We start from the raw sequence: 22,276 nt of genomic DNA, 5'->3' as shown, positions 1-22,276 counted from the left end.
ATGGCCCTGACGGAGGGACGCCTTGGCATCGTCGCGGGCAGCGGCACCCTTCCGGCCCTGCTGGCGGAGGCCGAACCCGACGCCATGGTCGTGGCCTTCGAGGGGACGGAGCTGACCCTGCCCGAGGCCCGCGTCGAACGCCACCGGGTCGAGAAACTCGGATCGCTTTTCAAATCGCTCAAGGCGGCGGGGGTGTCCCGCGTGGTCATGGGCGGCGGCTGGGCGCGGCCCAATATCAACCCGCTCAAGGCCGATGCGCTGATGCTGCGGCTGGCACCCCGCGTCATGCAGGCGGTCAAGGGTGGCGATGACGGTATCCTGCGCCTCGTGATCTCCGTCTTCGAGGAGCAGGGGTTCTCCGTCGTCGGCGCCCATGAGGTCCTGCCTGCGCTCACCGCCGCGCCGGGCCTGCTGGCCGGTCCCAAGCCGCGCGCCGAGGCGATGTCCGACATTGCCCGCGCCCGCACCATCCTCGACGCGCTGGCGCCGGTCGACGTGGGGCAGGGCTGCGTGGTGGCCGATGGCCTCTGCCTGGGGATCGAGACGCTGCAGGGCACCGATGCGCTGCTGCGCTTTGTCGGCGACACCCCGGCGCGCCTGCGCGGCCAGCGCAAGGGCGTCCTCGTCAAGCGCCCCAAACAGGGTCAGGACCTGCGCGTCGACATGCCCGCCCTGGGCCCCCGCACGGTAGAGGCCGCGGCCAGCGCCGGCCTCGAAGGTATCGCCATCGCCGCCGGCCAGGTCCTCATCCTCGACCGCGCGGAGGTGGAGGCCGCCTGCACCCGCCACAAGCTCTTCCTGCTGGCGGAGCAGGGCTGATGCAGCTCTTCCTCCTCGCAGGCGAACCCTCCGGCGATGCGCTTGGCGCGGCGCTGATGCAGGGGCTGAAGGAACTTGCGCCCGGCGTCACCTTCACCGGCGTCGGCGGCCCCCGCATGATGGCCGAAGGGATGCAAAGCCTCTTTCCCATGGACGAGCTCTCGGTCATGGGGATTGCCGAGGTGCTGCCGAAATACCGCCACCTCAAGCGCCGCATCGCCCAGACGGCAGAGGCGGTGGTGACGCAGAACCCGGCGGCGCTGATCACCATCGACAGCCCCGATTTCTCCTTCCGCGTCGCGAAACTGGTCAAAGCCGCCAGCACGATCCGCACGGTGCATTACGTCGCCCCCACCGTCTGGGCCTGGCGCCCCGGCCGGGCGCAGAAGATCGCGGCCTTCATCGACCAGGTGCTGGCGCTCTTCCCCTTTGAGCCGCCGCTGATGCAGGCCGCCGGGATGGATTGCGATTTTGTCGGCCACCCCATCGCCACCGCCCCAGTCGCGACGGAGGCTGAAGCGCAGGCATTCCGCACCGCCCATGGCCTGACCGGGGCGCCCCTTGCGCTGCTCCTGCCCGGATCGCGGCGCGGCGAGGTCTCCCGCATCGCACCCGTGCTGGCCGAAACCCTGCAACGCCTGAAAGCCGAGCGCCCCGACATTCAGGCCGTCCTGCCCGCTGCCGCCCCTGTCGTGCCACTCCTGAAGGAGATGCTGCCGTTCTGGCCCGTCCAGCCCCTGCTGCTGGACCCCGCCACCCATGACGACACGACAAAACGCGCCGCCTTCCGCGCCGCCGATATCGCCATCGCCGCCTCCGGCACCGTCTCTCTGGAACTGGCCGCCGCCGCCACGCCCATGGTCATCGCCTACCGGATGAACCCGCTGAGCTTTGCCATAATCCGCTTCATGGCGATCACCGACACCGTCACCCTGGTCAATCACGTGGCCGAAAGCCGGACCGTGCCGGAATTCCTCGGCCCCGACTGCCGGGCTGATCTCATCGCCCCCGCCGCGCTCGACGTGCTGGCCCATCCCGATGGCCAGCAGGCTGCGATGGCCCTCACCATGCAGCGTCTGGGACAGGGGGGAGAACCACCCGGCCTGCGCGCTGCCCGATCCGTGCTCCGGCACCTCTGACAGGACCGCCTCCGGCGGGAGTATTTCTGCCAAGATGAAGGGGCGGGCCGCGCTCTTTTTCTTGCTGAAAATATCCTGCCTGAGGCCTACGCGAACCGCCTCGCGGTTCTGCTTGGGGGGGAGGCCGCAGGCCGTGGGGGGCGAAGCCCCCCGCCGCGCCACTGGCGGTCAGCCCTTCCAGATCCAGCCGCCGCCCAGGATGCGCGACCCGCCGGTCTCGTAGAAGACGCAGGCCTGACCGGGCGACACGCCTTCTTCGGGCGTCAGCAGTTCGACCACGGCTTCCGTCGCCGAAACGGGCCGCAGGATCGCCTCCCGTGGGGGGCGGGTGGAGCGGACCTTGACGGAGACATGCCGCTCCGCCTGATCGGTGAAGGCGCCGTCGCCCAGCCAGTTGATCTCCCGCACCGGGACCTGCCGGGTGGCCAGCATCTCCTTCGGCCCCACGACCACCTGCCGCGCATCGACGTCCAGCTTTACCACGTAGAGCGGATCGGCCAGCCCGCCGATCCCGAGGCCGCGACGCTGCCCGATCGTGTAATGGATCACACCGTTGTGCTGACCCAGAACGGTGCCGTCCACATCCACGATCTCCCCCGGCTCCGCCGCGCCGGGGCGCAGCTTCTCGATCACCGAGGCATAATTCCCGTTGGGCACGAAGCAGATATCCTGGCTGTCGGGCTTATCGGCCACGGGAAGCCCGTATTTGGCCGCAAGCGCCCGCGTCTCTGCCTTGGAGGGCAGATGGCCCAGCGGAAAGCGCAGGTAGGAGAGCTGCTCCGGCGTGGTGGAAAACAGGAAATAGCTCTGGTCGCGGTTGGCATCGGCGGCGGAATGCAGCTCCGGCCCCTCAGTGCCCATCATGCGCTGGATGTAATGGCCGGTCGCCATGCAGTCGGCGTCGAGGTCCTTGGCCGTCTCCAGCAGGTCCTTGAACTTCACCCGTTCATTGCAGCGGATGCAGGGCACGGGGGTGGCGCCGGCCAGGTAGCTGTCGGCAAATTCGTCGATCACCGCATCCTTGAAGATATTCTCGTAATCCAGCACGTAATGCGGAAAACCCATCTCCTCGGCCACGCGCCGCGCGTCATGTATATCGAGCCCGGCACAGCAGGCGCCCTTTTTGGCCAGCGCCGCGCCGTGATCGTAGAGCTGCAGCGTTACCCCAACGACGTCATAGCCTTCCTCGGCCAGCATCGCCGCCACGACAGAGCTGTCGACGCCCCCCGACATGGCCACGACCACGCGCGTCTCCGCCGGCGGCTTGGCAAAGCCCAGCGAGTTCAGTCCGGTGTCACGATCCAGTGCCATGATAAGGGCCCTCCGACCCGAGGGGAGAAGAAGTCCCGCGCAATAGACGAAAATGCGGGAGATTAACAGCCCGGCATTTCATGCCCCGTTAAGCCAGAACAGCAACTGTAGCTGGGAAGTAAGAGGGGTGAGTTCAATGTACCTGAAGAAAATATCCGGTCCACGGGCCGTAACCTTGCCCGATGGACGGATCATGACCCGTGCCGATCTGCCGCCTGCGGAAACCAGGCGTTGGGTGGCATCACGCAAACAGGCGGTGGTCACCGCAGTCTCAAACGGGTTGATCACGAAAGAAGAAGCGCTTGATTCTTATGGGCTTAGCTCAGACGAGCTGACGGAATGGATGCAGGCGATCGACCGGCATGGCCCCGAGGCGCTGAAAGCCACCGCAATTCGCAGGTTTCGCTCATAACGCGAGCCGGACGCGCTGAATTAGGAAAACGGGCCAATTTATGGTAATCGGTCATTAACCATTTAGCGGCAAGATAAGGAAAGTTGTCCTAACGTAACGGAGCCTGGGTATGCGTGTCCTTCTTGTCGAAGACGATCCGACTACTTCGAAAAGCATCGAGCTGATGCTCAGCCATGCGAATCTGAATGTATATTCGACGGATTTGGGGGAAGAGGGGATCGACCTTGCCAAACTCTACGACTACGACCTGATCCTGCTCGATCTCGGGCTTCCCGATCTGAACGGACATGAGGTTCTGCGCCAGCTCAGGCTGGCACGGATCGACACGCCAATCCTGATCCTCTCCGGCGCGGATGACACTGAGAACAAGATCAAGGGTTTTGGCTTCGGGGCCGACGACTATATGACCAAGCCCTTCCATCGGGAGGAACTGGTCGCCCGCATCCACGCCATCATCCGGCGTTCGAAGGGGCATTCGCAATCCATTATCGAAACCGGCCGTGTCTCGGTCAATCTCGACGCCAAGACGGTTGAGGCGGATGGCAAGCCGGTGCATCTGACCGGCAAGGAATACCAGATGCTGGAGCTTCTTTCGCTGCGCAAGGGCACAACCCTGACGAAAGAGATGTTCCTGAACCATCTCTATGGCGGCATGGACGAGCCGGAACTCAAAATCATCGACGTCTTTATCTGCAAACTGCGCAAGAAACTGTCGACGGCGACTGGCGGCGACAATTATATCGAAACCGTCTGGGGCCGTGGCTACGTGCTGCGCGACCCGGAACCGGTCGAACTGGATGACCAGCGGATCGCCATGGGCGCCTGACCCTCTGGACCACCGCCCCAGCCCGCCCTATCACTTGGCCGGAGCCGCGCCGAGCGGCATCTGACCGTGATTGGGGCAACGCCATGTCTGACATACCTGTAGATCGGCTCTCGGCTGAGGCGGCAGAGGCAGAGCTTGCGCGCCTCGCGGAATTTCTGGCGAAAGCCAACAAAGCCTATCACAGCGACGACGCGCCGGAGATATCCGATGCGGAATACGACGCGGCCAAGCAACGAAATCTGGCCATCGAAACGGCCTTTCCCGATCTGAAACGGGCCGATAGTCCAACGGAACAGGTCGGCGCCGCGCCATCGGAAGGTTTCGGAAAAATCACGCATTCCGTGCGGATGATGTCGCTGGCCAACGGTTTTGACGAGACGGATCTGACGGATTTTGTGGGACGGGTGCGGTCCTATCTTGGTCTGTCGGGGGAGGCGCCGCTGGCCTTCACCGCAGAGCCCAAGATCGACGGGCTCAGCCTGTCTATCCGATATGAAAACGGTGTGCTGGTGCAGGCCGCCACCCGTGGCGATGGCGAGACGGGCGAGAATGTCACTGCCAATGCCCGCACCATTGCGGACATCCCGGCGCGTCTCGAAGGCGCGCCGGAGGTGATGGAGGTGCGCGGCGAGGTCTATATGAGCCACGCGGATTTCGCCGACCTCAACGCCCGGCAGGCCGCGCGCGGCGACAAGACATTCGCCAATCCACGCAATGCTGCGGCCGGGTCGCTGCGCCAGCTGGATTCCACGATCACCCGTGACAGGCCTTTGAAATTCTTTGCCTATTCCTGGGGGGAGCTGTCAGAACCGCTGGCGGACACGCAATCCGGTGCCATCCGGCGACTGGCGGAACTAGGGTTTCAGACCAATCCTCTGACCCGCCGCTGCACAACCGCGGCGGAGATGTTGGAACATTACCGTGCGATCGAGGAACAGCGCGCGACGCTGGGCTACGATATCGACGGCGTCGTCTACAAGGTCGATGACCTGTCCCTGCAGGAGCGGCTGGGCTTTCGCGCAACCACACCCCGCTGGGCGCTGGCGCATAAATTCCCGGCCGAACTCGCCTGGACCCGGCTGGAGGCGATCGACATTCAGGTCGGTCGTACCGGCGCGCTCTCTCCGGTTGCACGCCTGACCCCGGTCACGGTGGGCGGCGTCGTCGTGTCGAACGCCACATTGCACAACGAGGATTATATCGCCGGTCGCGACAACAGGGGGGAGGAAATCCGGAGCGGCAAGGACATCCGCATTGGCGACTGGGTACAGGTGTATCGCGCGGGGGATGTGATCCCCAAGGTGGCCGATGTCGATCTGTCGAAACGGGCGGACGGCGCGGAGCCCTATGTTTTTCCAGACAAATGTCCTGAATGCGGGTCGGACGCCGTCCGCGAGGAGGGCGATGCCATCCGGCGCTGTACAGGCGGGCTGATCTGCCCGGCTCAGGCCGTTGAAAAACTTAAGCATTTCGTGTCCCGTGCGGCCTTCGATATCGAAGGGCTGGGGGCAAAACAGATCGAGATGTTTTATGCGGACGAAAGCCTGCCGATCCGGGAACCCGCCGACATTTTTACCCTTTCGAAACGCGATGCGGCTAATCTGGCCCGGCTGAAGAACCGCGATGGCTTTGGCGATAAGAGCGTCACAAACCTGTTTGCCGCGATTGAGGAGAAGCGGCAGATCCCGCTCAACCGGCTGATCTTTGCCCTCGGTATCCGCCACGTGGGCGAAGTGGCCGCCGCCGACCTGGCCCGCCACTATACGAGCTGGGAAAATTTCATCCGTGCCGTGGACGCAGCCTCGCCTGCCGCTCTTCGGTACCTCCAGGCCGAAGAGGCCGTGACCCGCGAGCGCCAGATCGCGGCAGAGGAGGGGCGGCGCGCTGCAGTCTCCGCCATCCGCGCCGCGCATTGGGACGATGCCCCCGTGCCGGAGGCCGCAAAATCCGCCTGGGACGACCTCGTCGGCATCGACGGGATCGGCGCGACCGTGGCCGTGTCTCTGGTGACGACCTTTCAGCAGGAGGCAGAGCGCGCCTCCATCGACCGGCTTGCGGCAGAGCTGGACCCGCAGGATATGGCCCCGGCGTCACGCAGCGACAGCCCGGTCGCAGGGAAAACAGTCGTTTTCACCGGCACCTTGGAAAAGATGACCCGGGCGGAAGCCAAGGCCCGGGCGGAGGCTCTTGGCGCGAAGGTCTCCGGCTCTGTCTCTGCCAAAACGGACATTCTGGTGGCGGGGCCGGGCGCGGGCTCCAAAGCCAAAAAGGCGGCGGAGCTGGGGGTGGAGACCCTCGATGAAGACGGCTGGCTGGCCCTGATCGGAGGCTGACCCGTGACCACGCCAGGCCGCCCGGAAATTCTGTTCCCGCTTTTTGCGGAGGCAACGGTTTTGGCCGGCATAGGTCCCAAAATCGCCAAGGCGCTGGCGCAGATGGGCGTTGAGACACCGCGCGACCTTCTGTTCCTGTTGCCCCACGGGGTCATCGACCGCCGCCGCCGGGACACCATCCGTGGCGCCGCCGCGCCAGGCGTCGTCACGGTCGAGGTCACCGTCAAAGCGCACCGTGCGCCGGCGCGACGCGGAGGCGCCGCGCGCGTCCTCGTTCAGGATTCAGAGGAGGATTTCCCTATCGTCTTCTTCCATGCCCGCGGCGACTACCTGACAAAAATACTGCCCGTCGGGGAAAAACGCGTGGTTTCGGGCAAGCTGGAGCTGTTTGACGGCATCCTTCAGATGGTCCATCCGGATTACATCCTGCCGCTGTCAGAGGCGGACGACGTGCCGGAATTCGAACCTGTCTATCCGCTCACACAGGGCGTCACGCAACGCGTCATGGGCCGTGCCGTGCGCGGCGCGCTGGAGCGTGCGCCCGATCTTGCGGAATGGATCGATCCTTCGCTGAAATCCGAACGTGCCTGGCCGGGCTGGCAGGCGGCGCTGTCGCGCGTCCATGCCCCCCAGGCCGAGATCGGGCCCAACGATCCGGCGCGCATGCGGCTCGCCTATGATGAGCTTCTGGCGCATCAGCTGACGCTGGCTCTGGCGCGGGCACGGACGCGCCGCGGCAAAGGGCGGACCAGCCTTTCCACCCAGCAGCTTCAGAATAAGGTCTTGAATTCACTGCCCTATGCGCCGACCGCCGCGCAGGTCCGCGCGGTGAAGGAGATTGCGACCGACATGACGGGCGGCGCCCGCATGTCCCGCCTGCTGCAGGGGGATGTCGGCGCGGGCAAAACGCTGGTTGCCTTTCTCGCCCTTCTGATCGCGGTGGAGGCGGGCGGGCAGGGCGTCATGATGGCGCCGACGGAGATCCTGGCTCGCCAGCATATGGAGGGGCTTGAGCCGCTCGCCCGGGCTGCGGGGATCCGGCTGGACGTTCTGACGGGCCGGGACAAGGGGCGGGACCGGACCGCGAAACTGACCGCCCTGGAAGCCGGAGAGATCGACATACTCGTCGGCACCCATGCGGTTTTTCAGGCGGATGTCGTTTTTCACGATCTGCGGCTCGCCGTGATCGACGAACAACACCGCTTTGGTGTGCGGCAGCGGCTGGAACTGGGGCGAAAGGGCGCTCTGGCCGACGTTCTGGTGATGACGGCGACCCCGATTCCGCGGTCCCTGTCGCTGGCGCAATACGGGGATATGGATATCTCTGTGCTGGATGAAAAACCGCCCGGCCGCAAACCGATCGTCACGGCGTTGATCTCGACCGACCGGATGGAGGAGGTGGTGGACCGCCTGCGCCGCGCCGTGGCGGAGGGGCGCCGGGCCTATTGGGTCTGCCCTCTGGTCGAAGAATCGGAAGTATCGGACCTGACCGCGGCCGAAGAGAGGTTCCGCTATCTTCGCAGCGCATTGGGCGAGGACGTGGTAACCCTGGTCCATGGCCAAATGCCTCCGGCGCAAAAAGATCAGGCCATGGCGGATTTCGTGGCGGGGCGCCGGCAGGTTCTCGTGGCGACAACGGTGATCGAGGTTGGCGTGAACGTCCCCGAAGCCTCCATCATGGTGATCGAGCGCGCGGAAAGTTTTGGCCTGGCCCAGCTGCACCAGCTGCGCGGTCGGGTCGGACGGGGGGCCGCTCAGGCGACCTGCCTGATGATGTACCGCGCGCCGATGAGCGAAACGGCCGAAAAACGACTGACCCTGATGCGCGAGACGGAAGACGGGTTTCGCATCGCAGAGGCTGACCTGACGATGCGCGGGGCCGGCGATGTGATCGGGACGGCGCAGTCGGGCCTTCCCCGGTTTCGCATCGCCGATCTTGAGCGCGACACGGGGCTGATGGCTGTCGCCCAGACGGATGCCCGCGCGCTGCTTGCCGCTGACCCTCAACTGGAAGGGGCACGGGGAAAAGCGGCGCGACACCTGCTTTGGCTGATGGGCCAGGACACAGCTATCCAATTGATTTCTGTGGGATAACCCATTTTGTTCTCAAATGTTCTCAAAAAGTTCTTTACTGGGTGAGGGGAATGTGAGAACAAAGAGGCAACAGAGTTAACCACATAAAGGAAGACGACATGATCCGACAGATCGCCAACCTGGCCCGCCGCTCCAGCGATACCCTGATCGAAGATATGCTCGGCGCTGCCGCGCTTGTCGTTGTCCTTGTGGGGGCGCTGAACCTTCCCTCTCTCATCTGATTTTCTGTTTTCTGCCCGCGGTGTCACGTCTGGTCTGTCCGCTTTCCCCGAAGCGCTTCTGAGATTGCCTGTCCCAGTTTTCCGGGTTTGCCTCATTCCCCGGTCCGACCGACCAGTGTCCTACGTGACATCGCTGACTCCGCCGCCATTCCTCCCCGAATGCGCGGCGGATTTTTTTTACTCAGGGGGTTTGAACCTTGTCGGGCGTCTTGTGGCTTGGGGAAGCGGAGCTGATCCTCGATCCGGCCTGTCGAACGTTGCGAACAGAGACAGTGTCGCGACAGCATGAATGCCAAAGCATCATCCCGATGGGCGCCTTCCCACATTCGATCTTATAGGCGATAGGCCAGCCGCAACCCGCCCCAGTGACGACCCTGCACCGTGATAGGGGCCGAGACGTCCTTCATCAGAACGAACTCGCCCCCCCCCATATCCCGTCGATAGACCTGCAGGAGAAATGGTTCGGTATTCTGACCGGCTTTGAGGCCAACGCGATCGTCAAAGATTCGCCGGTGCCGGCAATGTGCCATGTTCCAGGTCACGTCCGGGCCCTGCGGATGGGAAAACTTGTCATTATGCGTGGGCAGATAGCCGTTGCGGTCCACCGCCGCGCAGAAGACTACACGTGGGTCAAGCTCCAGCACCGGTTCCTGAATCTCCGGCAGGACGATATCCGTAAATCCGGTAAATGCGGTTGTGACCTGTTCCGGATCGGAACCCGATATCGGACGATAATCGGTATCGAACAGAGAGCCCTGTGAAATCTGACCTGTCTCGACGGCCTCGCTGAACAATTCTGAAATAATCTGAGCGCAGCGTTTCACTTCGGTAATGAACTGCTCATCGTTATGGGTGCCGCCCAGTCCGACGGTATCCTGAACCAGCGCCTCGGATGTATCGATCAGCGCCGTCAGCCGCACATGTGCCTCCTGCACGCCCCGGACGCCCTGAGTGACAGATGTGTCGATGGCGGCGATATTCGGCTGGAAGCTTTTCAGCGCCTCCTCCGCCTCTGCCGCGTCGCGCGAAATCAGCTGTGTCCGATCCTGCGTCGCCGTCATCTCTTCCACAGCGTTCTTAAGCGCTGCGGCGCTGGCCTGACCCATGTTGCGCATCTCATGAGACCGGGTGCTGATATCGGCAGATTCGCTCTGCAGCGTGGCAATCCAGTCCACAAGGGCGGTGATATTGGCGGTGATATCCTGCGCGGCATGGCCAGTGCGCTGCGACAGTTCGTTAATGGCATCGGCAACCACGGCAAACCCCTTGCCGGTTTCGCCGGCGCGCGCCGCCTCGATCTTGGCATTGATGGCCAGCATATTCACCTGGGCGGCGATCACGGCGATCTGGTCGTTCGAAATCCGCACGGCATCGAGCGTGCCCTGCACAGCCTTGGCGCGGGTGTCGATATTCTGAACCCAGCTGCACAGGTCCGCCGATCTGATTTCGGACTCCGTAAGGAGCCCGTCGGCGTCGAGCAGATTGGAAAGGGTCGCGGTGACCTTGTCCGACAGGGCATGCAGCGTCGCGATGACGGAGGCATTGATCTGGACAACATGACCCGCCCCATCGCGAAGGGCGGCCAGCGTCTGCAACTGTTGCTGCGTCTGACGGGTCAGGTCGTCAAGAAACCCTTCGACATCAACAATTTCGGCCCCGAGCGTCGCGGCATTGCCGGCGATACGGTCAAGTCCCGATTGTCGTCGGGCGTCGTCCATTCCGGACAGGCTATGCTTCATGGCGTCCTTTCCTTCGGTCAGAAGGACGTTAGCCGCATAGTCCGAATGTAAGGTTAAGCGCAGTCGCTTTGAGAGATCTGCCCCATCGCCTCGTTCAGCGCCTCAAGCGACAGAAGAATCGAGGCATGCCGGTTCTTGTACTCCTGTGCCGGACGCAGCACCTCTAGCCCGTCGAAAGGGGCCTCCGGCGCAGGGCCGCCCTCCTTCAGCATGGCCTTGAGCGCATCGAGCGCGGCGCGGATCTGGTCCGGGGTCGTGCCGATCACATTCGCCCCCACGACCGATGCCGCGGCCTGACCAAGTGCACAGGCCTTCACGTCCTGCCCGTATTCCGCGACCCGGCCATCCTTCATCACCACATCCACCGTGACCGTCGACCCGCAGAGCGGCGCGCGGCGTTTCACGCTGGCATCTGGCGTCTCCAGCCGGGTCTGGTGCGGGATATCCGCGGCCAGGCCCAAGATGCGGTTGGAGTAGAGCTTGACGAGATCGGTCTCCGCGCTCATGCGGTGTCCTTTCGGTTGGGCAGTGGCGTTTCGGCCTCTTTGACCATAGATAGCCCCGAGCCCCCGGTTTGAAAAGGATCCCGCCATGGCCTTCGATGCATCCACCCTGAAATACGATGAAAAGGGTCTCATTCCCGCCATTGCGCAGGACGAGGAGGGCGCGGTGCTGATGATGGCCTGGATGAACCTTGAGGCGGTCGAGAAGACGCTGGAGACGGGGCGGGTGACCTATTGGTCACGCTCGCGCCAGAGCTTCTGGATCAAGGGCGAGACCTCCGGCCATGTGCAGGAGCTGGTCGATTTCCGGGTGGATTGCGACCGGGATTGTCTTTTGGTCGTGGTGCGCCAGACCGGGCCGGCCTGCCATACCAACCGGCGGTCGTGTTTTTACACGGCGGTGCGGGACGGGGATGAGGTGGAGCTGATGGCGCCGATGGTGTGAGGCGGCCGGCCTGACGTTCGGATAAAGCGCCCGTCCGGCGGAACGCCGGGCAGCGGCCGACCCGCCCCCCTGGGGCGGCCGCTTGCGCGCCCACCCCGCGGGACGGCCGCTGCCCTCCGTCCTGACCTCATATCGACCGCTGGCGACTAAAGCCCCACCATCCGCCGGATATCCGCCGGGCTCGCCCCCTCCGACCGGTAGAGCGCGATCGCTCGGGCATCGTCCCGCTTGGCCAGCCTTTTGCCATCCTCGTCCCGGATCAGCCGGTGGTGATGATAGGCGGGCGTCGGCAGGCCCAGCAGGCGTTGCAGCACCACATGGATCGCGGTGGCCTGGAACAGATCCTCGCCGCGCACCACATGGGTGACGCCCTGTTCCGCATCATCGAGCACCACCGACAGGTGGTAAGACGTGCCCATGTCGCGCCGCGCCAGCACCACGTCGCCGATCTGGCCGATCAGCACTTGCGGATCCGTCCGCACCTCCCAGTCCTTATTGCCCGCGCGATAGCCCTGTTCGCGGAAGACCACCGGCGCCGTGGCCGCCCGCGCCATGTCCAGCCGCAGCGCCGCGTCCCGGGGCAGGGGCAGGCGGCCGCCGTCTGAGCGGCGGTGACGGCAGGTGCCAGGATAGACCACCCCATCGGGCCCGATCAGCGGCGCACCTTCCTGCGGGGCGGACGCCGCCTCGACGATATCGCGGCGCGAACAGGTGCAGGCAAAGATCGCTTCCTCGGCCCAGAGCCGCTCCAGCACCGCGCGATAGGCGGGCAGGCGGTCGGACTGGCGCATGACCGGCACCTCCCAACTGAGCCCCAGCCAGGCGAGGTCGTCGTAGATCTGCGCCTCCCAGTCCGGGCGGGCGCGGCTCTGGTCGATATCCTCGATCCTCAGCAGGAACCGCCCGCCCGCCTTGCGCGCCATGTCATGGGCCAGGATGGCGGAATAGGCATGGCCCAGGTGCAGCGGCCCGGTGGGCGAAGGCGCGAAACGGGTGGTAAAACTTACGGTGTCAGTCCCGGCGCGAGAGCCAGCGCGTGTTCCGCTCATGGATCACCAGCCAGGCCAGCACGATGACCACGGGATGTGTCAGACCGCCCGAGAAGAGGATCGCGGGGACCCAGACAAAAAAGATCACGATGCCAAGGATCGGACGCCCGGCCAGCAGGATGGCCAGCGGCGGCAGAAGCAGGGCAAGCAGGTAGAGCATCGCTCTTGGTCCTCATCAGGTTGTGGACACCTGATATGGGGTCGGCTGCGCCCTCAGGCAAGCGCGGCCCCCTCGGGCACCTGCGCGGCAAGCCAGTCGGACCAGCTTTCTTTCGCCCGGTCCGTATAGCCCTTGTAGCGGTCCTTGCGGCCGCGCCGCCCGCCCCTGTAGCCGTCGATCGGCGGGAACAGCCCGAAGTTCACGTTCATCGGCTGAAAGGTCTTGGCCTCCGCGCCCCCTGTGATGTGATGGATCAGCGCGCCCATGGCCGTCTCCGGCGGGGGCGGGGGCAGGTCGCGGCCCAGGATCTCCTGCGCCGCCATCCGGCCAGCCAGTAGCCCCATGGCAGAGCTTTCGACATAGCCCTCCACCCCGGTGATCTGCCCGGCAAAGCGGATATGCGGGCGCGAGCGAAGGCGCATCCGGTCATCCAGCAGCGTCGGCGAATTGAGGAAGGTGTTCCGGTGGATCCCGCCCAGCCGCGCAAAGGAGGCATTCTCCAGCCCGGGGATCATCTTGAAGACCTCCGTCTGGGCGCCGTATTTCATCTTGGTCTGGAAGCCCACGATGTTGAAGAGCGTGCCAAGCGCATTGTCGCGCCGCAGCTGGACCACGGCATAGGCCTTTTCCGTCGGATTATGCGCATTGGTCAGCCCCACCGGCTTCATCGGCCCGTGGCGCAGGGTTTCGCGGCCACGTTCGGCCATGACCTCAATGGGCAGGCAGCCGTCAAAATAACCGGCCGTTTCGCCCTCGTGAAACTCCGTCTTGTCGGCGGCCAGCAGCGCGTCGATGAAGGCCTCGTACTGGTCCTTGGTCATCGGGCAGTTGAGGTAGGCTTTCTGCTCCTCCTCCGTCTCGCCCTTGTCATAGCGGGACTGGGCCCAGACCGTGCCCATGTCGATGCTCTCCGCATAGACGATGGGGGCGATGGCGTCGAAAAAGGCCAGCGCCTCCTTGCCTGTCTCGGCGGCAATCGCGGCGCCCAGCCCTTCGGAGGTCAGCGGCCCGGTGGCGATGATCCAATGTCCGCTGTCGGGCAGGGCGGTGATCTCCCCGCCCTCGACCCGGACCAGCGGATGGGACCGCAGCCGTTCCGTCACGGCGGCGGAAAAGGCGTCGCGGTCCACGGCCAGCGCGCCACCGGCGGGCAGCTGATGCTTGTCCGCCATCTCCATGATCAGCCCGCCGGCCTGGCGCATCTCCCAATGCAGCAGGCCTACGGCATTCTGTTCATCGTCGTCCGACCGGAAGGAATTGGAACAGACCATTTCCGCCAGATCGCCGGTCTTATGGGCGAAGGTGCCGACATGGGGGCGCATCTCGTGGATGACCACGCGCACGCCCAGTTGCGCCGCCTGCCAGGCGGCCTCCGACCCGGCCATGCCGCCGCCGACGATGTGAAGCTCTGCTGTCTGATCTGTATGCGCCATGGCGCGCGATCTAAGGTATCGGGGCAGCTTTGGGAAGGGCCCTAGCGCACCGGGTCGAGCGGCAGGCCGGAGGGCACGCTCTCCGGTGCCCCCAGCCGCCCGCGCCCGGCATTGGGATCGGTCAGCGCGCCCAGGAAGGCAATCAGCGCCGCGACCTCCGTATCGGAGAGATCGACCGGCGCCAGCTCGATCGCCTCCGCAATCCGCATGACTTCGTCGAAATCCGACATGGCGCCCCAGTCGTTCAGCTCTACCGAGACGTCGTGCAGCCGGGCCTGCGTTCGGTCATACTGCGCCAGCGACTGCACCGGGTCGAGGTGATGGCGCACCATCGCCTCCAGATCGGAATAGGCGCCGTTATGCCCGTAAGGCCCTGTAATCGCGACATTGCGCAGCGAGGGCGTGCGGAACCGGTAACGGTCCTCCGGATCGCCGGTCACGGCAATGCGGCCCTTGTCGGCATAGCTGTCGGGCTCTTTCCCCGGGCCAAGCTGCGGCAGGCCGATGGCATGGAACCGATGATCGGTCAGGAAGGGGCCGGAATGACAATCGGCGCATTGGCCCTTGCCATAAAAGATCTCCATCCCCGCCATCTGCTCCGCCGTCAGCGCCGCCTTGTCGCCCCAGAGGTAGCGGTCAAAGGGGCTGTTGACCGACTGGAATTCAAACGTCTCGAATTCGGCAATCGCGCGGGCGACATCGGTGAAATGCAGCGGCCTGTCGCCAATAACGGTCTTGAACCGCTCCACATAGTCCGGGATCGCCTCGATCCGCTTGCAGAGCAGGTCCCAGACCCCGCCTTTGCCAGCGAATTTCTTGTCGCGGGAGGCGAGGGAGATCGGGTTTTCCTCATCCTGCCCGGCCATTTCGTCGAAACTGGTGGGCGGCATCAGCGCCTGCGCCGCCAGAGGCGAGGCCACGGGCCGTTCCAGCACCGCATGCGGCGGCATCTTGATCCCAAAAGGCTGATCCGCATCCGCCTGCACCCGCCCGTCATGAAACAGCACCCGGAATTCATAGGCCCCGATATTGAACAGCGCGGGCGCATTGCGGGGAATACGGTTCTGCGGTGCATTCCCGGGATCGACAACCCGATCCGCGCCCAGATTATGCGCGCCCTCACCAAGGCTCAGCGACATACCGTCTGCAGAGGCGAGAGAGGGGTGATGGCAGGTGGCGCAGGCAATGTTTTTATTGCCCGACAGGATCGGGTCAAAAAACAGATCGCGGCCCAATTCAACCAGAATGGGATCGGTGGCGGGAAAAGCGATCGGGGTCACCGCATTTGGTAGATCGGCGGCCAGAGAGAGATTGGCCAGGAGAGACAATGCGCCGGCGGTGACCCAATTTCGCATGACGTTCATCCGTCTTGTAAGAAAACTTTAGCAGAAAAGAATGCGGCAGAAAAATGCCCATCTTTGCAATAATCGGGCCGCATTTCGGAAACAAACCTGTCGCAATTCCTGTGCCTTATGGCTAACAGCCCGGGACCCGCCTGTCGAGAATTGGGTCGCCGCTATGTCCAGTCCGGCGGCCTTTTCTCAAGAAATGCCTGAATACCTTCATTCGTATCGGCGCGAAGCATGTTCTGCACCATGACATCGCCGGTATAGGCATAGGCGGCGTCCAGCCCCATTTCGGCCTGAACGTAAAAAGCTTCTTTCCCGATCCGGACCGCGGCGGAGAGCTTGGCCGCGACCGCCTCAGCCAGCTCCTGCGCGGTTGCATCCAGCATATCCTCCGGCACCACGCGATTGACGAGGCCAAGCGCCTCCGCCCGCGTGGCAGAGATGAACTGGCCCGTGGTCAGCATCTCGAACGCCTGCTTGCGCGGGATATTTCTGGTCAGCGCCACCATTGGCGTCGAACAGAAGAGCCCGATATTCACCCCGTTCACGCCAAACCGGGTCGTCTCCGTCGTCACGGCCATGTCGCAGGTCGCGACCAGCTGACAGCCAGCGGCGGTGGCGATCCCATGCGGCCGGGCGATCACCGGCTGGGGCAGGGTGCGGATGGTCCGCATCAATGTGGAACAGCGGGAGAAGAGATCGGCGAAATAGGCAGCACCCCCGTCCTCCGCCTGCCGGCCCGCCTGCATTTCCTTCAGGTCATGCCCGGCGCAGAAGGCCTTGCCCGCGCCGCCCAGCACGACGACCCTTATGGCGGTATCCCCGGCGATCCCCTCCAGCTCTGCCTGCAACGCGGCCATCATCGCATCCGACAGGGCGTTGAGCTTTTCCGGCTGGTTCAGCGTCAGCCAGGCGACGGCCCCCCGATCCTCGCGCAGCAGAATTCCCATCTTGTACCTCCTCCGGTTTCCCGGAACTCTAGCCCCCGAGGGAAGAGGAGGAAAGCAATGCCCGTCATGACCGGTCCCGAGCTGGAGGAATTCCTGGTGGAGGCCTTCCCCCAGGTGCATCGCGATTTCCGCGTGGAGGAGGTGCGCGATATGGGCATCCGTGTCCGCATGGTGGTGGAGGACCGGCATCTGCGGCCGGGCGGCACTGTCTCTGGACCCTCGATGTTCGCGCTGGCGGATGTGTCGATCTACCTGGCGATCCTTGGCATGATCGGACCAGAGGCGCTGGCGGTGACCACCAATTGTTCCATCGACTTCATGCGCAAACCCGCCGCCGCCACCGATCTGATCGCAGAGGCCACGCTGCTGAAACTGGGCAAGGTGCTGGCCGTGGGGGACGTGCTGCTTTACTCCGACGGGATGGCGGCGCCGGTCGCCCGGGCCTCGCTGACCTATTCGATCCCGCCAAAAGGGTGAGATTTTTGGGGTATATGGATACCTATTTTTCAAGTCATTGAAATTACGTATTTAATCCGGGAATGTCCGGCTTGACTGGCGCATCGGCGGCTGTATAACCCGCCCATCAATCCGCCCGGCCGGCCTCTGACCGTCCGGGCTGCCATTTTCCAAAGGGCACCCGTTATGAAAACCTTCTCTGCTACTCCGGCAGATATCGACAAGAAATGGATCCTGATCGACGCCGAGGGCGTGGTTCTGGGCCGTCTTGCCTCGATCGTTGCCATGCGCCTGCGCGGCAAGCACAAGGCGACCTTCACGCCGAACCAAGACATGGGCGACAACGTTATCATCATCAACTGCGACAAGGTGCAGATGACCGGTAACAAGCGCGCCGAAAAGAAATACTACTGGCACACCGGCCACCCGGGCGGCATCAAGCACCGCACCGCGGAGCAGCTGCTGGAAGGCAACTACCCCGAGCGTGTCGTGACCGCAGCGGTCAAGCGCATGCTGCCGGGCAACCGCCTGTCCCGCAAGCAAATGACCAACCTGCGTGTCTACGCCGGTGCCGAGCATCCCCATGAGGCGCAGTCGCCCGAAGTGCTCGACGTCAAATCCATGAACTCCAAGAACACGCGGAGCTGATAAATGGCCGACCAGATCAATTCGCTCGAAGAGCTGAAGGACGCCGTCTCCGACGATATCGGTGGCGTTGTCGCGGCTGCAGAGCCCGAAACCCCGCGTGAGCCCGTCCGTGACGAGCTGGGCCGCTCCTATGCGACCGGCAAGCGTAAAGACGCAACCGCCCGCGTCTGGATCAAGCCGGGCTCCGGCAAGGTCACCGTGAACGGCAAGGAGATGGACAAGTACTTTGCCCGTCCCGTGCTGCAGATGATCCTGCGCCAGCCCTTCACCATCGCTGGTGTCGAAGGCGAGTTCGACGTGATGGCAACCGTTTCCGGTGGCGGCCTCTCCGGCCAGGCCGGCGCGGTCAAGCACGGCATCTCCAAGGCGCTGCAGCTCTACGATCCGTCGCTGCGCGGTGCGCTGAAGGCCGCTGGCTTCCTGACCCGCGACAGCCGCGTTGTCGAGCGTAAGAAATACGGCCGCCGCAAGGCCCGCCGGAGCTTCCAGTTCTCCAAGCGCTGATCCGATTTATCGGACAAGTTCTGGAAAGGGCCGCCATCGTGCGGCCCTTTTTGCATGGCGCGGATCGTAACCGGGTGCGGGCATGCGCCCGGGGGCGGCCCCTGGGGCGGTCTTCCTGCATGCGCTGCACCCAATATGGGCCCGGCGGCGAGACAACCTGCCGACGACCTCGGGTACCAACGCATGACAGGCTGCATCCCGCAGCCCGGTCTCCGGTTCCTGTCCCGTCGGCGCCCTCCGCAGGTGTCTGGTGCTGGCCTTATTTCGGGGGCTACATTTGCCTTCGGGATTGTCGCAAAGGACATACCACAGCCGTCTGCCTATTGCCCGGACGGGACACCGACAGCTCTAATGCTCCGCAGCAGCTGCGACGGCCGGCCACGGGGCCGGCGGCAGGAGCAGGGTATATCGCAGTTGACGAGGCCCGTTTGAGTTGCCGGATGGGATGTCGCCGGCATCGCGGGATCAGACCGTGGCGCTGCGCGGCATGCCCATACCACGATCGCCTGTCGGTCGCTGTCGCGGGGCGCTTTTCCGGTCATTCACTCTGAACGTCGAAATCAATTCGCGCAGCCGGCGGGTATTGGTGCTGAGGACCGTATTTGCCGCAGTTGTCTCTTCGAAACGGGAGGCGAACTGCTGTGTCTCGCTGTCAAGTGAGGAGATCGCATCGTTGACGTTGCCTAGCCCCTGCGACTGCTCTCCGGTTGCATGGGCAACCGTCTGCATACCGCCGGCGATTGAGTTCACACTGTTCTGGATTTCATTGAGGGCCGTACCGGTTTCCTTGACCAGCCTGACACCGTCGCTGATCTGTGCCACGGACGCCTTGATAAGGTTGTCGATTTCGCTGGCGGCATCCGACGACCGTTGTGCCAGTGCACGGACTTCGGTCGCCACGACGGCGAATCCTCGCCCGGCTTCGCCCGCACGGGCCGCTTCGACACCCGCATTCAGCGCCAGCAGATTGGTCTGGAAGGCAATCGTTTCGATAACGCTGATGATTTTCCCGATCTCGGAGGCGGAGGCCTCGATCCCGTCGATTGCGGTCACGGTGCGGGTCATGATTTCCATGCCCGATTCTGCCTGAACGCGGGTCTCTTCGGCGCGGCTGCGCGCGGCATCGGTATCCTCCGCGATCCCTCCAATGAGCGTGGTAAGCTGGTGGAGCGATGTTGCAATTTCGGTGAGCGTGCCGGCCTGTCGCTCCGTGCGGCGGGCGAGGTCAGCCGAACTGTTGCAAATCTCTTCGGAGTAGGATTCGATTCCGGCAACTTCGACAAGAACATTTGCCATTGTCGTTTCCAGGCTGTCCAATGCGCTGTTAAAGACGGACCCCAGCTCCCGATAGTCTTCGGGCAGGTCTTCTTCTATGCGCACCCGCAGATCGCCCTGCGCCAGGCCACGCAGCTTTGTCCGGATCAGGGTCAACATTTCCTCGACTTCGCGATTATGACGCTCCTTCATTGCGACGGATTGCTCCTGCGCTTGGTGCACTGCGCGCGCGTTCGCCTGGGCTTCTTCCAGAGCCTGCTCCGCCTCCGCCCGGGCGGCGGCGGCGCGAACGACGGCTTCGTCTGCCTCTTTCCGGGCGGCCTCTGCCGCGATCTTCTGCTCCTGTGCCGCCTGCAGGGACATCTGCGCCTCCTCCATGGCGGTCTGCAATTTTTTGGCATGGCGCTGGGCAGAGGCCGTCTGTGCGAGGCGGACGTAGACGGCAAAGGTCAGATTGCCCGCCGCAAGGACAACAAAAAAGGCATGCAGGCCCGACCGCATCAGGTTGAATGACAGGTCACGGGACAGAAACACCAGTTCCGGAAACAGGAATGCGCCCACAAGGTGGTGCACGGCGATCAGCCCGACAGCGGCAATCAGCGCGTGGCGCGACGCATAAGTGGCAATCGCCGTCAGCGCCAAAAAGAACACCATATGCATGTCGGGCTGTAGAACATGGTCCCGCAGTGCTGCCGTCAGCAACGCCACCTGGGCGGTCAGAGCCAGGGCGACCGCGATCCGTGCGGCCTTACCGGGAAGCCGCATGCCGCCCAGGGCAAGTGCCGACACAATGACGGACCCCAACAGGACAGGCCAGAACATCGCGTTGCCAACCAGAAACGCGGCGCCGGCCGTTGCCACGGGCGAGCAGGCCGCGATCCAGCCCACCGTCCTTACAGCCGTCTTGCGATGCCGTTCAAACCGTTCGCCCAGAAATTCGGGCGAGAAATCATTTTTGCGACCCGCGATCGGGCTGGAGTTGAGCTTGGTCACGATGCATCCCGAAGACAATCATTCAGGCATCGTCATCTCATGAAATCATTGCCCGACAATTAACCCGGGCCCTATTGGTCCGGCGGGATCAGCCCCAGACCTCTCAGGTAGACGCCAATGCCGGATTCCAGCAGATCCTCGGGCGGGAACGGAGACTGCGTGCCGGGCGAGTTCCGGGCGAATAATTCGACAACACCGTGAGACATGGCCCAGATATGGGCCGAAAACATCGCCGCAGGCGGCCGGCGTTCGGGCGGGATATGCTGCGACAGATCCGCGGCCGCCTTTTCAAGCACGCCGCGCGCCCGCCGCGATACCGCCGCCAGATCCGGATTGCGATTGACCGAGATGCCGCTTTCGAACATGGCGATGTAATGCCCGGGATAGCGCCGCGCAAAGGCGAGATAGGCCCGCCCCGTCGCCTCGAAAGAGGCCAGCGCCGAAGGCTGCCCCTTGTCATAGGCATATTGAATCGTATCGGCGAAAATCTCATAGCCCTGACGCGCGGCCTCGGCGATCAGATCCTCGCGCCCCTCGAAATGACGGTAGACGGCCGCCGGCGTGACGCCGGCCTGTTTCGCGGCTTCCGACAGGGTAAATCCGGTCGGCCCCTTGGCTTCGATCAGCTCCAGCGCGGCATCGACCAGCGCCTGGCGCAGGTTCCCGTGATGGTAGCCGCGTTTCTTATGCATCCCAGATATCCGGGCCGCCGCAGATCGCCGGATCGACTTTCCCCAGGGATTTCTGAGATTTCCGCGCATAGTCGAGCGATTTCAGCACATGGCGGATCGCCTCGATCCGGGCGCGCCGCTTATCGTCGGACCGGATGATGGTCCAGGGCGCATGGTCGGAATGGCTGCGATCCAGCGTCTCGGCAATCGCTTTGGAGTAAGCCTCCCATTTCTTGATGCCTTCAACGTCGATCCAGCTGAGTTTCCACTGTTTCAGCGGGTCCTTCTCCCGGTCGAGGAACCGGCGCAGCTGTTCGGCCCGCCCCACGTTCAGCCAGAATTTAAAAAGGTGGATGCCGTTCTGAACGAGCATCTTTTCGAAATCCGGCACCTGTTCGAAGAAATGCTCGCGCTGCGTCTCGTCGCAGAAGCCAAAGACATGTTCCACCACGCCGCGATTATACCAGGAGCGGTCGAAAAACACGATCTCGCCCTCTGTCGGCAAATGGCTGACATAGCGCTGGAAATACCACTGGCCCTGTTCGGTCTCCGTGGGTTTGGGCAGGGCCACGACGCGGGCGCCGCGGGGGTTCAGGTTCTCGCGGAAGCGCTTGATCGTGCCGCCCTTGCCGGCAGCATCGCGCCCCTCGAACACGCAGACGACACGGGCGCCTGTTTCCTTGGCCCATGTCTGCATCTTCACCAGCTCGATCTGGAGCTTCTCCAGGTCCTTCTCGTAGGTCTTTTTCGCCATCCGGTCGGAATAGGGATAGTCGGGATTGATCACATCGTCCTTATCGGCGCGGGCAATCGCCTCGCGGATCGATTTCGGAGCCTCTGTCTCGTGAAAGGCGCTGATCGCGCCGTCAAAGGGCAAGTCCATATTTGTCCGTCCATTTTTTCCCAATATGGCGGTGCGGAGCGCGGCGCGCAACGGGGCTGGGGT

22 protein-coding genes are annotated in these 22,276 nt (G+C 63.8%); 11 read left to right on the top strand and 11 right to left on the bottom strand.

The features are described 5' to 3' along the window. Positions 1-819 carry an LpxI family protein gene (locus tag ACRARG_RS01790; protein WP_432688262.1) on the top strand — a complete coding sequence of 273 codons (819 nt, stop codon included), beginning with the start codon at positions 1-3 and terminating at the stop codon, positions 817-819. Further along, complete coding sequence (lpxB, locus tag ACRARG_RS01785; RefSeq protein WP_432688261.1) at positions 819-1,958, top strand: lipid-A-disaccharide synthase; 1,140 nt, start codon at positions 819-821, stop codon at positions 1,956-1,958. The genes ACRARG_RS01790 and lpxB overlap by 1 nt, the downstream gene beginning before the upstream one ends. Positions 1,959-2,126: 168 nt before the next feature. Here lpxB and mnmA read toward each other — a convergent pair whose 3' ends face one another. Beyond that, complete coding sequence (mnmA, locus tag ACRARG_RS01780) at positions 2,127-3,269, bottom strand: tRNA 2-thiouridine(34) synthase MnmA (protein WP_432688260.1); 1,143 nt, start codon at positions 3,267-3,269, stop codon at positions 2,127-2,129. 136 nt (positions 3,270-3,405) lie between these two features. Here mnmA and sciP point away from each other — a divergent pair, with 136 nt between their 5' ends. The 5 genes from sciP to ACRARG_RS01755 all read left to right on the top strand — a co-directional run bounded on the left by sciP (position 3,406) and on the right by ACRARG_RS01755 (position 9,155). Further along, positions 3,406-3,681 carry a CtrA inhibitor SciP gene (gene sciP, locus ACRARG_RS01775; protein WP_432688259.1) on the top strand — a complete coding sequence of 92 codons (276 nt, stop codon included), beginning with the start codon at positions 3,406-3,408 and terminating at the stop codon, positions 3,679-3,681. Between the two features lie 109 nt (positions 3,682-3,790). Further along, positions 3,791-4,507, top strand: a complete 717-nt coding sequence (ctrA, locus tag ACRARG_RS01770; RefSeq protein WP_432688258.1) for a response regulator transcription factor CtrA — start codon at positions 3,791-3,793, stop codon at positions 4,505-4,507. An 83-nt stretch (positions 4,508-4,590) separates the two neighbouring features. Next, the gene (ligA, locus tag ACRARG_RS01765; RefSeq protein WP_432688257.1) at positions 4,591-6,840 is read left to right on the top strand and encodes an NAD-dependent DNA ligase LigA; all 2,250 of its coding nucleotides are present in this window, start codon (positions 4,591-4,593) and stop codon (positions 6,838-6,840) included. Positions 6,841-6,843: 3 nt separating this feature from the next. After that, positions 6,844-8,934 (top strand): ATP-dependent DNA helicase RecG, encoded by a 2,091-nt coding sequence (gene recG, locus ACRARG_RS01760; RefSeq protein WP_432688256.1) that lies wholly within the window; start codon positions 6,844-6,846, stop codon positions 8,932-8,934. Between the two features lie 98 nt (positions 8,935-9,032). Then, on the top strand, positions 9,033-9,155 hold the full coding sequence (locus tag ACRARG_RS01755; RefSeq protein WP_432688255.1) for a hypothetical protein: 123 nt from the start codon (positions 9,033-9,035) through the stop codon (positions 9,153-9,155). 332 nt (positions 9,156-9,487) lie between these two features. Here ACRARG_RS01755 and ACRARG_RS01750 read toward each other — a convergent pair whose 3' ends face one another. Continuing rightward, positions 9,488-10,894: a methyl-accepting chemotaxis protein gene (locus ACRARG_RS01750; RefSeq protein WP_432688254.1), complete on the bottom strand. Its 1,407-nt coding sequence runs from the start codon at positions 10,892-10,894 to the stop codon at positions 9,488-9,490. A gap of 53 nt (positions 10,895-10,947) precedes the next feature. Then, the gene (locus ACRARG_RS01745; protein WP_432688253.1) at positions 10,948-11,400 is read right to left on the bottom strand and encodes an iron-sulfur cluster assembly scaffold protein; all 453 of its coding nucleotides are present in this window, start codon (positions 11,398-11,400) and stop codon (positions 10,948-10,950) included. 85 nt (positions 11,401-11,485) lie between these two features. On the opposite strand from ACRARG_RS01745, the gene hisI reads away from it, so the two are divergent. Beyond that, positions 11,486-11,842 (top strand): phosphoribosyl-AMP cyclohydrolase, encoded by a 357-nt coding sequence (hisI, locus tag ACRARG_RS01740; RefSeq protein ID WP_432688252.1) that lies wholly within the window; start codon positions 11,486-11,488, stop codon positions 11,840-11,842. 146 nt (positions 11,843-11,988) lie between these two features. Here the strand turns inward: hisI and gluQRS are convergent, their stop codons facing one another. The 5 genes from gluQRS to ACRARG_RS01715 form a co-directional block, all read right to left on the bottom strand. Then, positions 11,989-12,891, bottom strand: a complete 903-nt coding sequence (gluQRS, locus tag ACRARG_RS01735) for a tRNA glutamyl-Q(34) synthetase GluQRS (protein WP_432688251.1) — start codon at positions 12,889-12,891, stop codon at positions 11,989-11,991. Next, a complete protein-coding gene (locus ACRARG_RS01730) occupies positions 12,854-13,051 on the bottom strand; it encodes a hypothetical protein (RefSeq protein WP_432688250.1) in 198 nt (65 codons plus the stop codon). Before ACRARG_RS01730 ends, gluQRS begins: the two co-directional genes overlap by 38 nt. A gap of 53 nt (positions 13,052-13,104) precedes the next feature. After that, positions 13,105-14,511, bottom strand: a complete 1,407-nt coding sequence (gene trmFO, locus ACRARG_RS01725; protein WP_432691299.1) for a methylenetetrahydrofolate--tRNA-(uracil(54)-C(5))-methyltransferase (FADH(2)-oxidizing) TrmFO — start codon at positions 14,509-14,511, stop codon at positions 13,105-13,107. Between the two features lie 14 nt (positions 14,512-14,525). Continuing rightward, complete coding sequence (locus ACRARG_RS01720; protein ID WP_432688249.1) at positions 14,526-15,839, bottom strand: cytochrome-c peroxidase; 1,314 nt, start codon at positions 15,837-15,839, stop codon at positions 14,526-14,528. Positions 15,840-16,000: 161 nt separating this feature from the next. Next, positions 16,001-16,783 carry an enoyl-CoA hydratase gene (locus ACRARG_RS01715; RefSeq protein ID WP_432688248.1) on the bottom strand — a complete coding sequence of 261 codons (783 nt, stop codon included), beginning with the start codon at positions 16,781-16,783 and terminating at the stop codon, positions 16,001-16,003. A gap of 57 nt (positions 16,784-16,840) precedes the next feature. On the opposite strand from ACRARG_RS01715, the gene ACRARG_RS01710 reads away from it, so the two are divergent. The 3 genes from ACRARG_RS01710 to rpsI all read left to right on the top strand — a co-directional run bounded on the left by ACRARG_RS01710 (position 16,841) and on the right by rpsI (position 18,391). Next, positions 16,841-17,260 (top strand): PaaI family thioesterase, encoded by a 420-nt coding sequence (locus tag ACRARG_RS01710; RefSeq protein WP_432688247.1) that lies wholly within the window; start codon positions 16,841-16,843, stop codon positions 17,258-17,260. Positions 17,261-17,425: 165 nt separating this feature from the next. After that, positions 17,426-17,887: a 50S ribosomal protein L13 gene (rplM, locus tag ACRARG_RS01705; protein WP_432688246.1), complete on the top strand. Its 462-nt coding sequence runs from the start codon at positions 17,426-17,428 to the stop codon at positions 17,885-17,887. Between the two features lie 3 nt (positions 17,888-17,890). Beyond that, positions 17,891-18,391, top strand: coding sequence for a 30S ribosomal protein S9 (gene rpsI, locus ACRARG_RS01700; protein ID WP_432688245.1), 501 nt, complete (start codon positions 17,891-17,893; stop codon positions 18,389-18,391). Positions 18,392-18,856: 465 nt separating this feature from the next. Here rpsI and ACRARG_RS01695 read toward each other — a convergent pair whose 3' ends face one another. The 3 genes from ACRARG_RS01695 to ppk2 form a co-directional block, all read right to left on the bottom strand. Further along, positions 18,857-20,659, bottom strand: coding sequence for a methyl-accepting chemotaxis protein (locus ACRARG_RS01695; protein ID WP_432688244.1), 1,803 nt, complete (start codon positions 20,657-20,659; stop codon positions 18,857-18,859). Positions 20,660-20,730: 71 nt separating this feature from the next. Continuing rightward, positions 20,731-21,351 carry a TetR/AcrR family transcriptional regulator gene (locus ACRARG_RS01690; protein WP_432688243.1) on the bottom strand — a complete coding sequence of 207 codons (621 nt, stop codon included), beginning with the start codon at positions 21,349-21,351 and terminating at the stop codon, positions 20,731-20,733. Continuing rightward, on the bottom strand, positions 21,344-22,213 hold the full coding sequence (gene ppk2, locus ACRARG_RS01685) for a polyphosphate kinase 2 (protein WP_432688242.1): 870 nt from the start codon (positions 22,211-22,213) through the stop codon (positions 21,344-21,346). The genes ACRARG_RS01690 and ppk2 overlap by 8 nt, the downstream gene beginning before the upstream one ends. Positions 22,214-22,276 lie beyond the last annotated feature (63 nt).

Origin of the sequence: Pseudooceanicola profundi (assembly GCF_050897955.1) — a bacterium.
Lineage (GTDB): Bacteria > Pseudomonadota > Alphaproteobacteria > Rhodobacterales > Rhodobacteraceae > Pseudooceanicola.
Note: the sequence above shows the minus strand (reverse complement) of the source record. Positions and strands in the feature narration are given on the sequence as shown.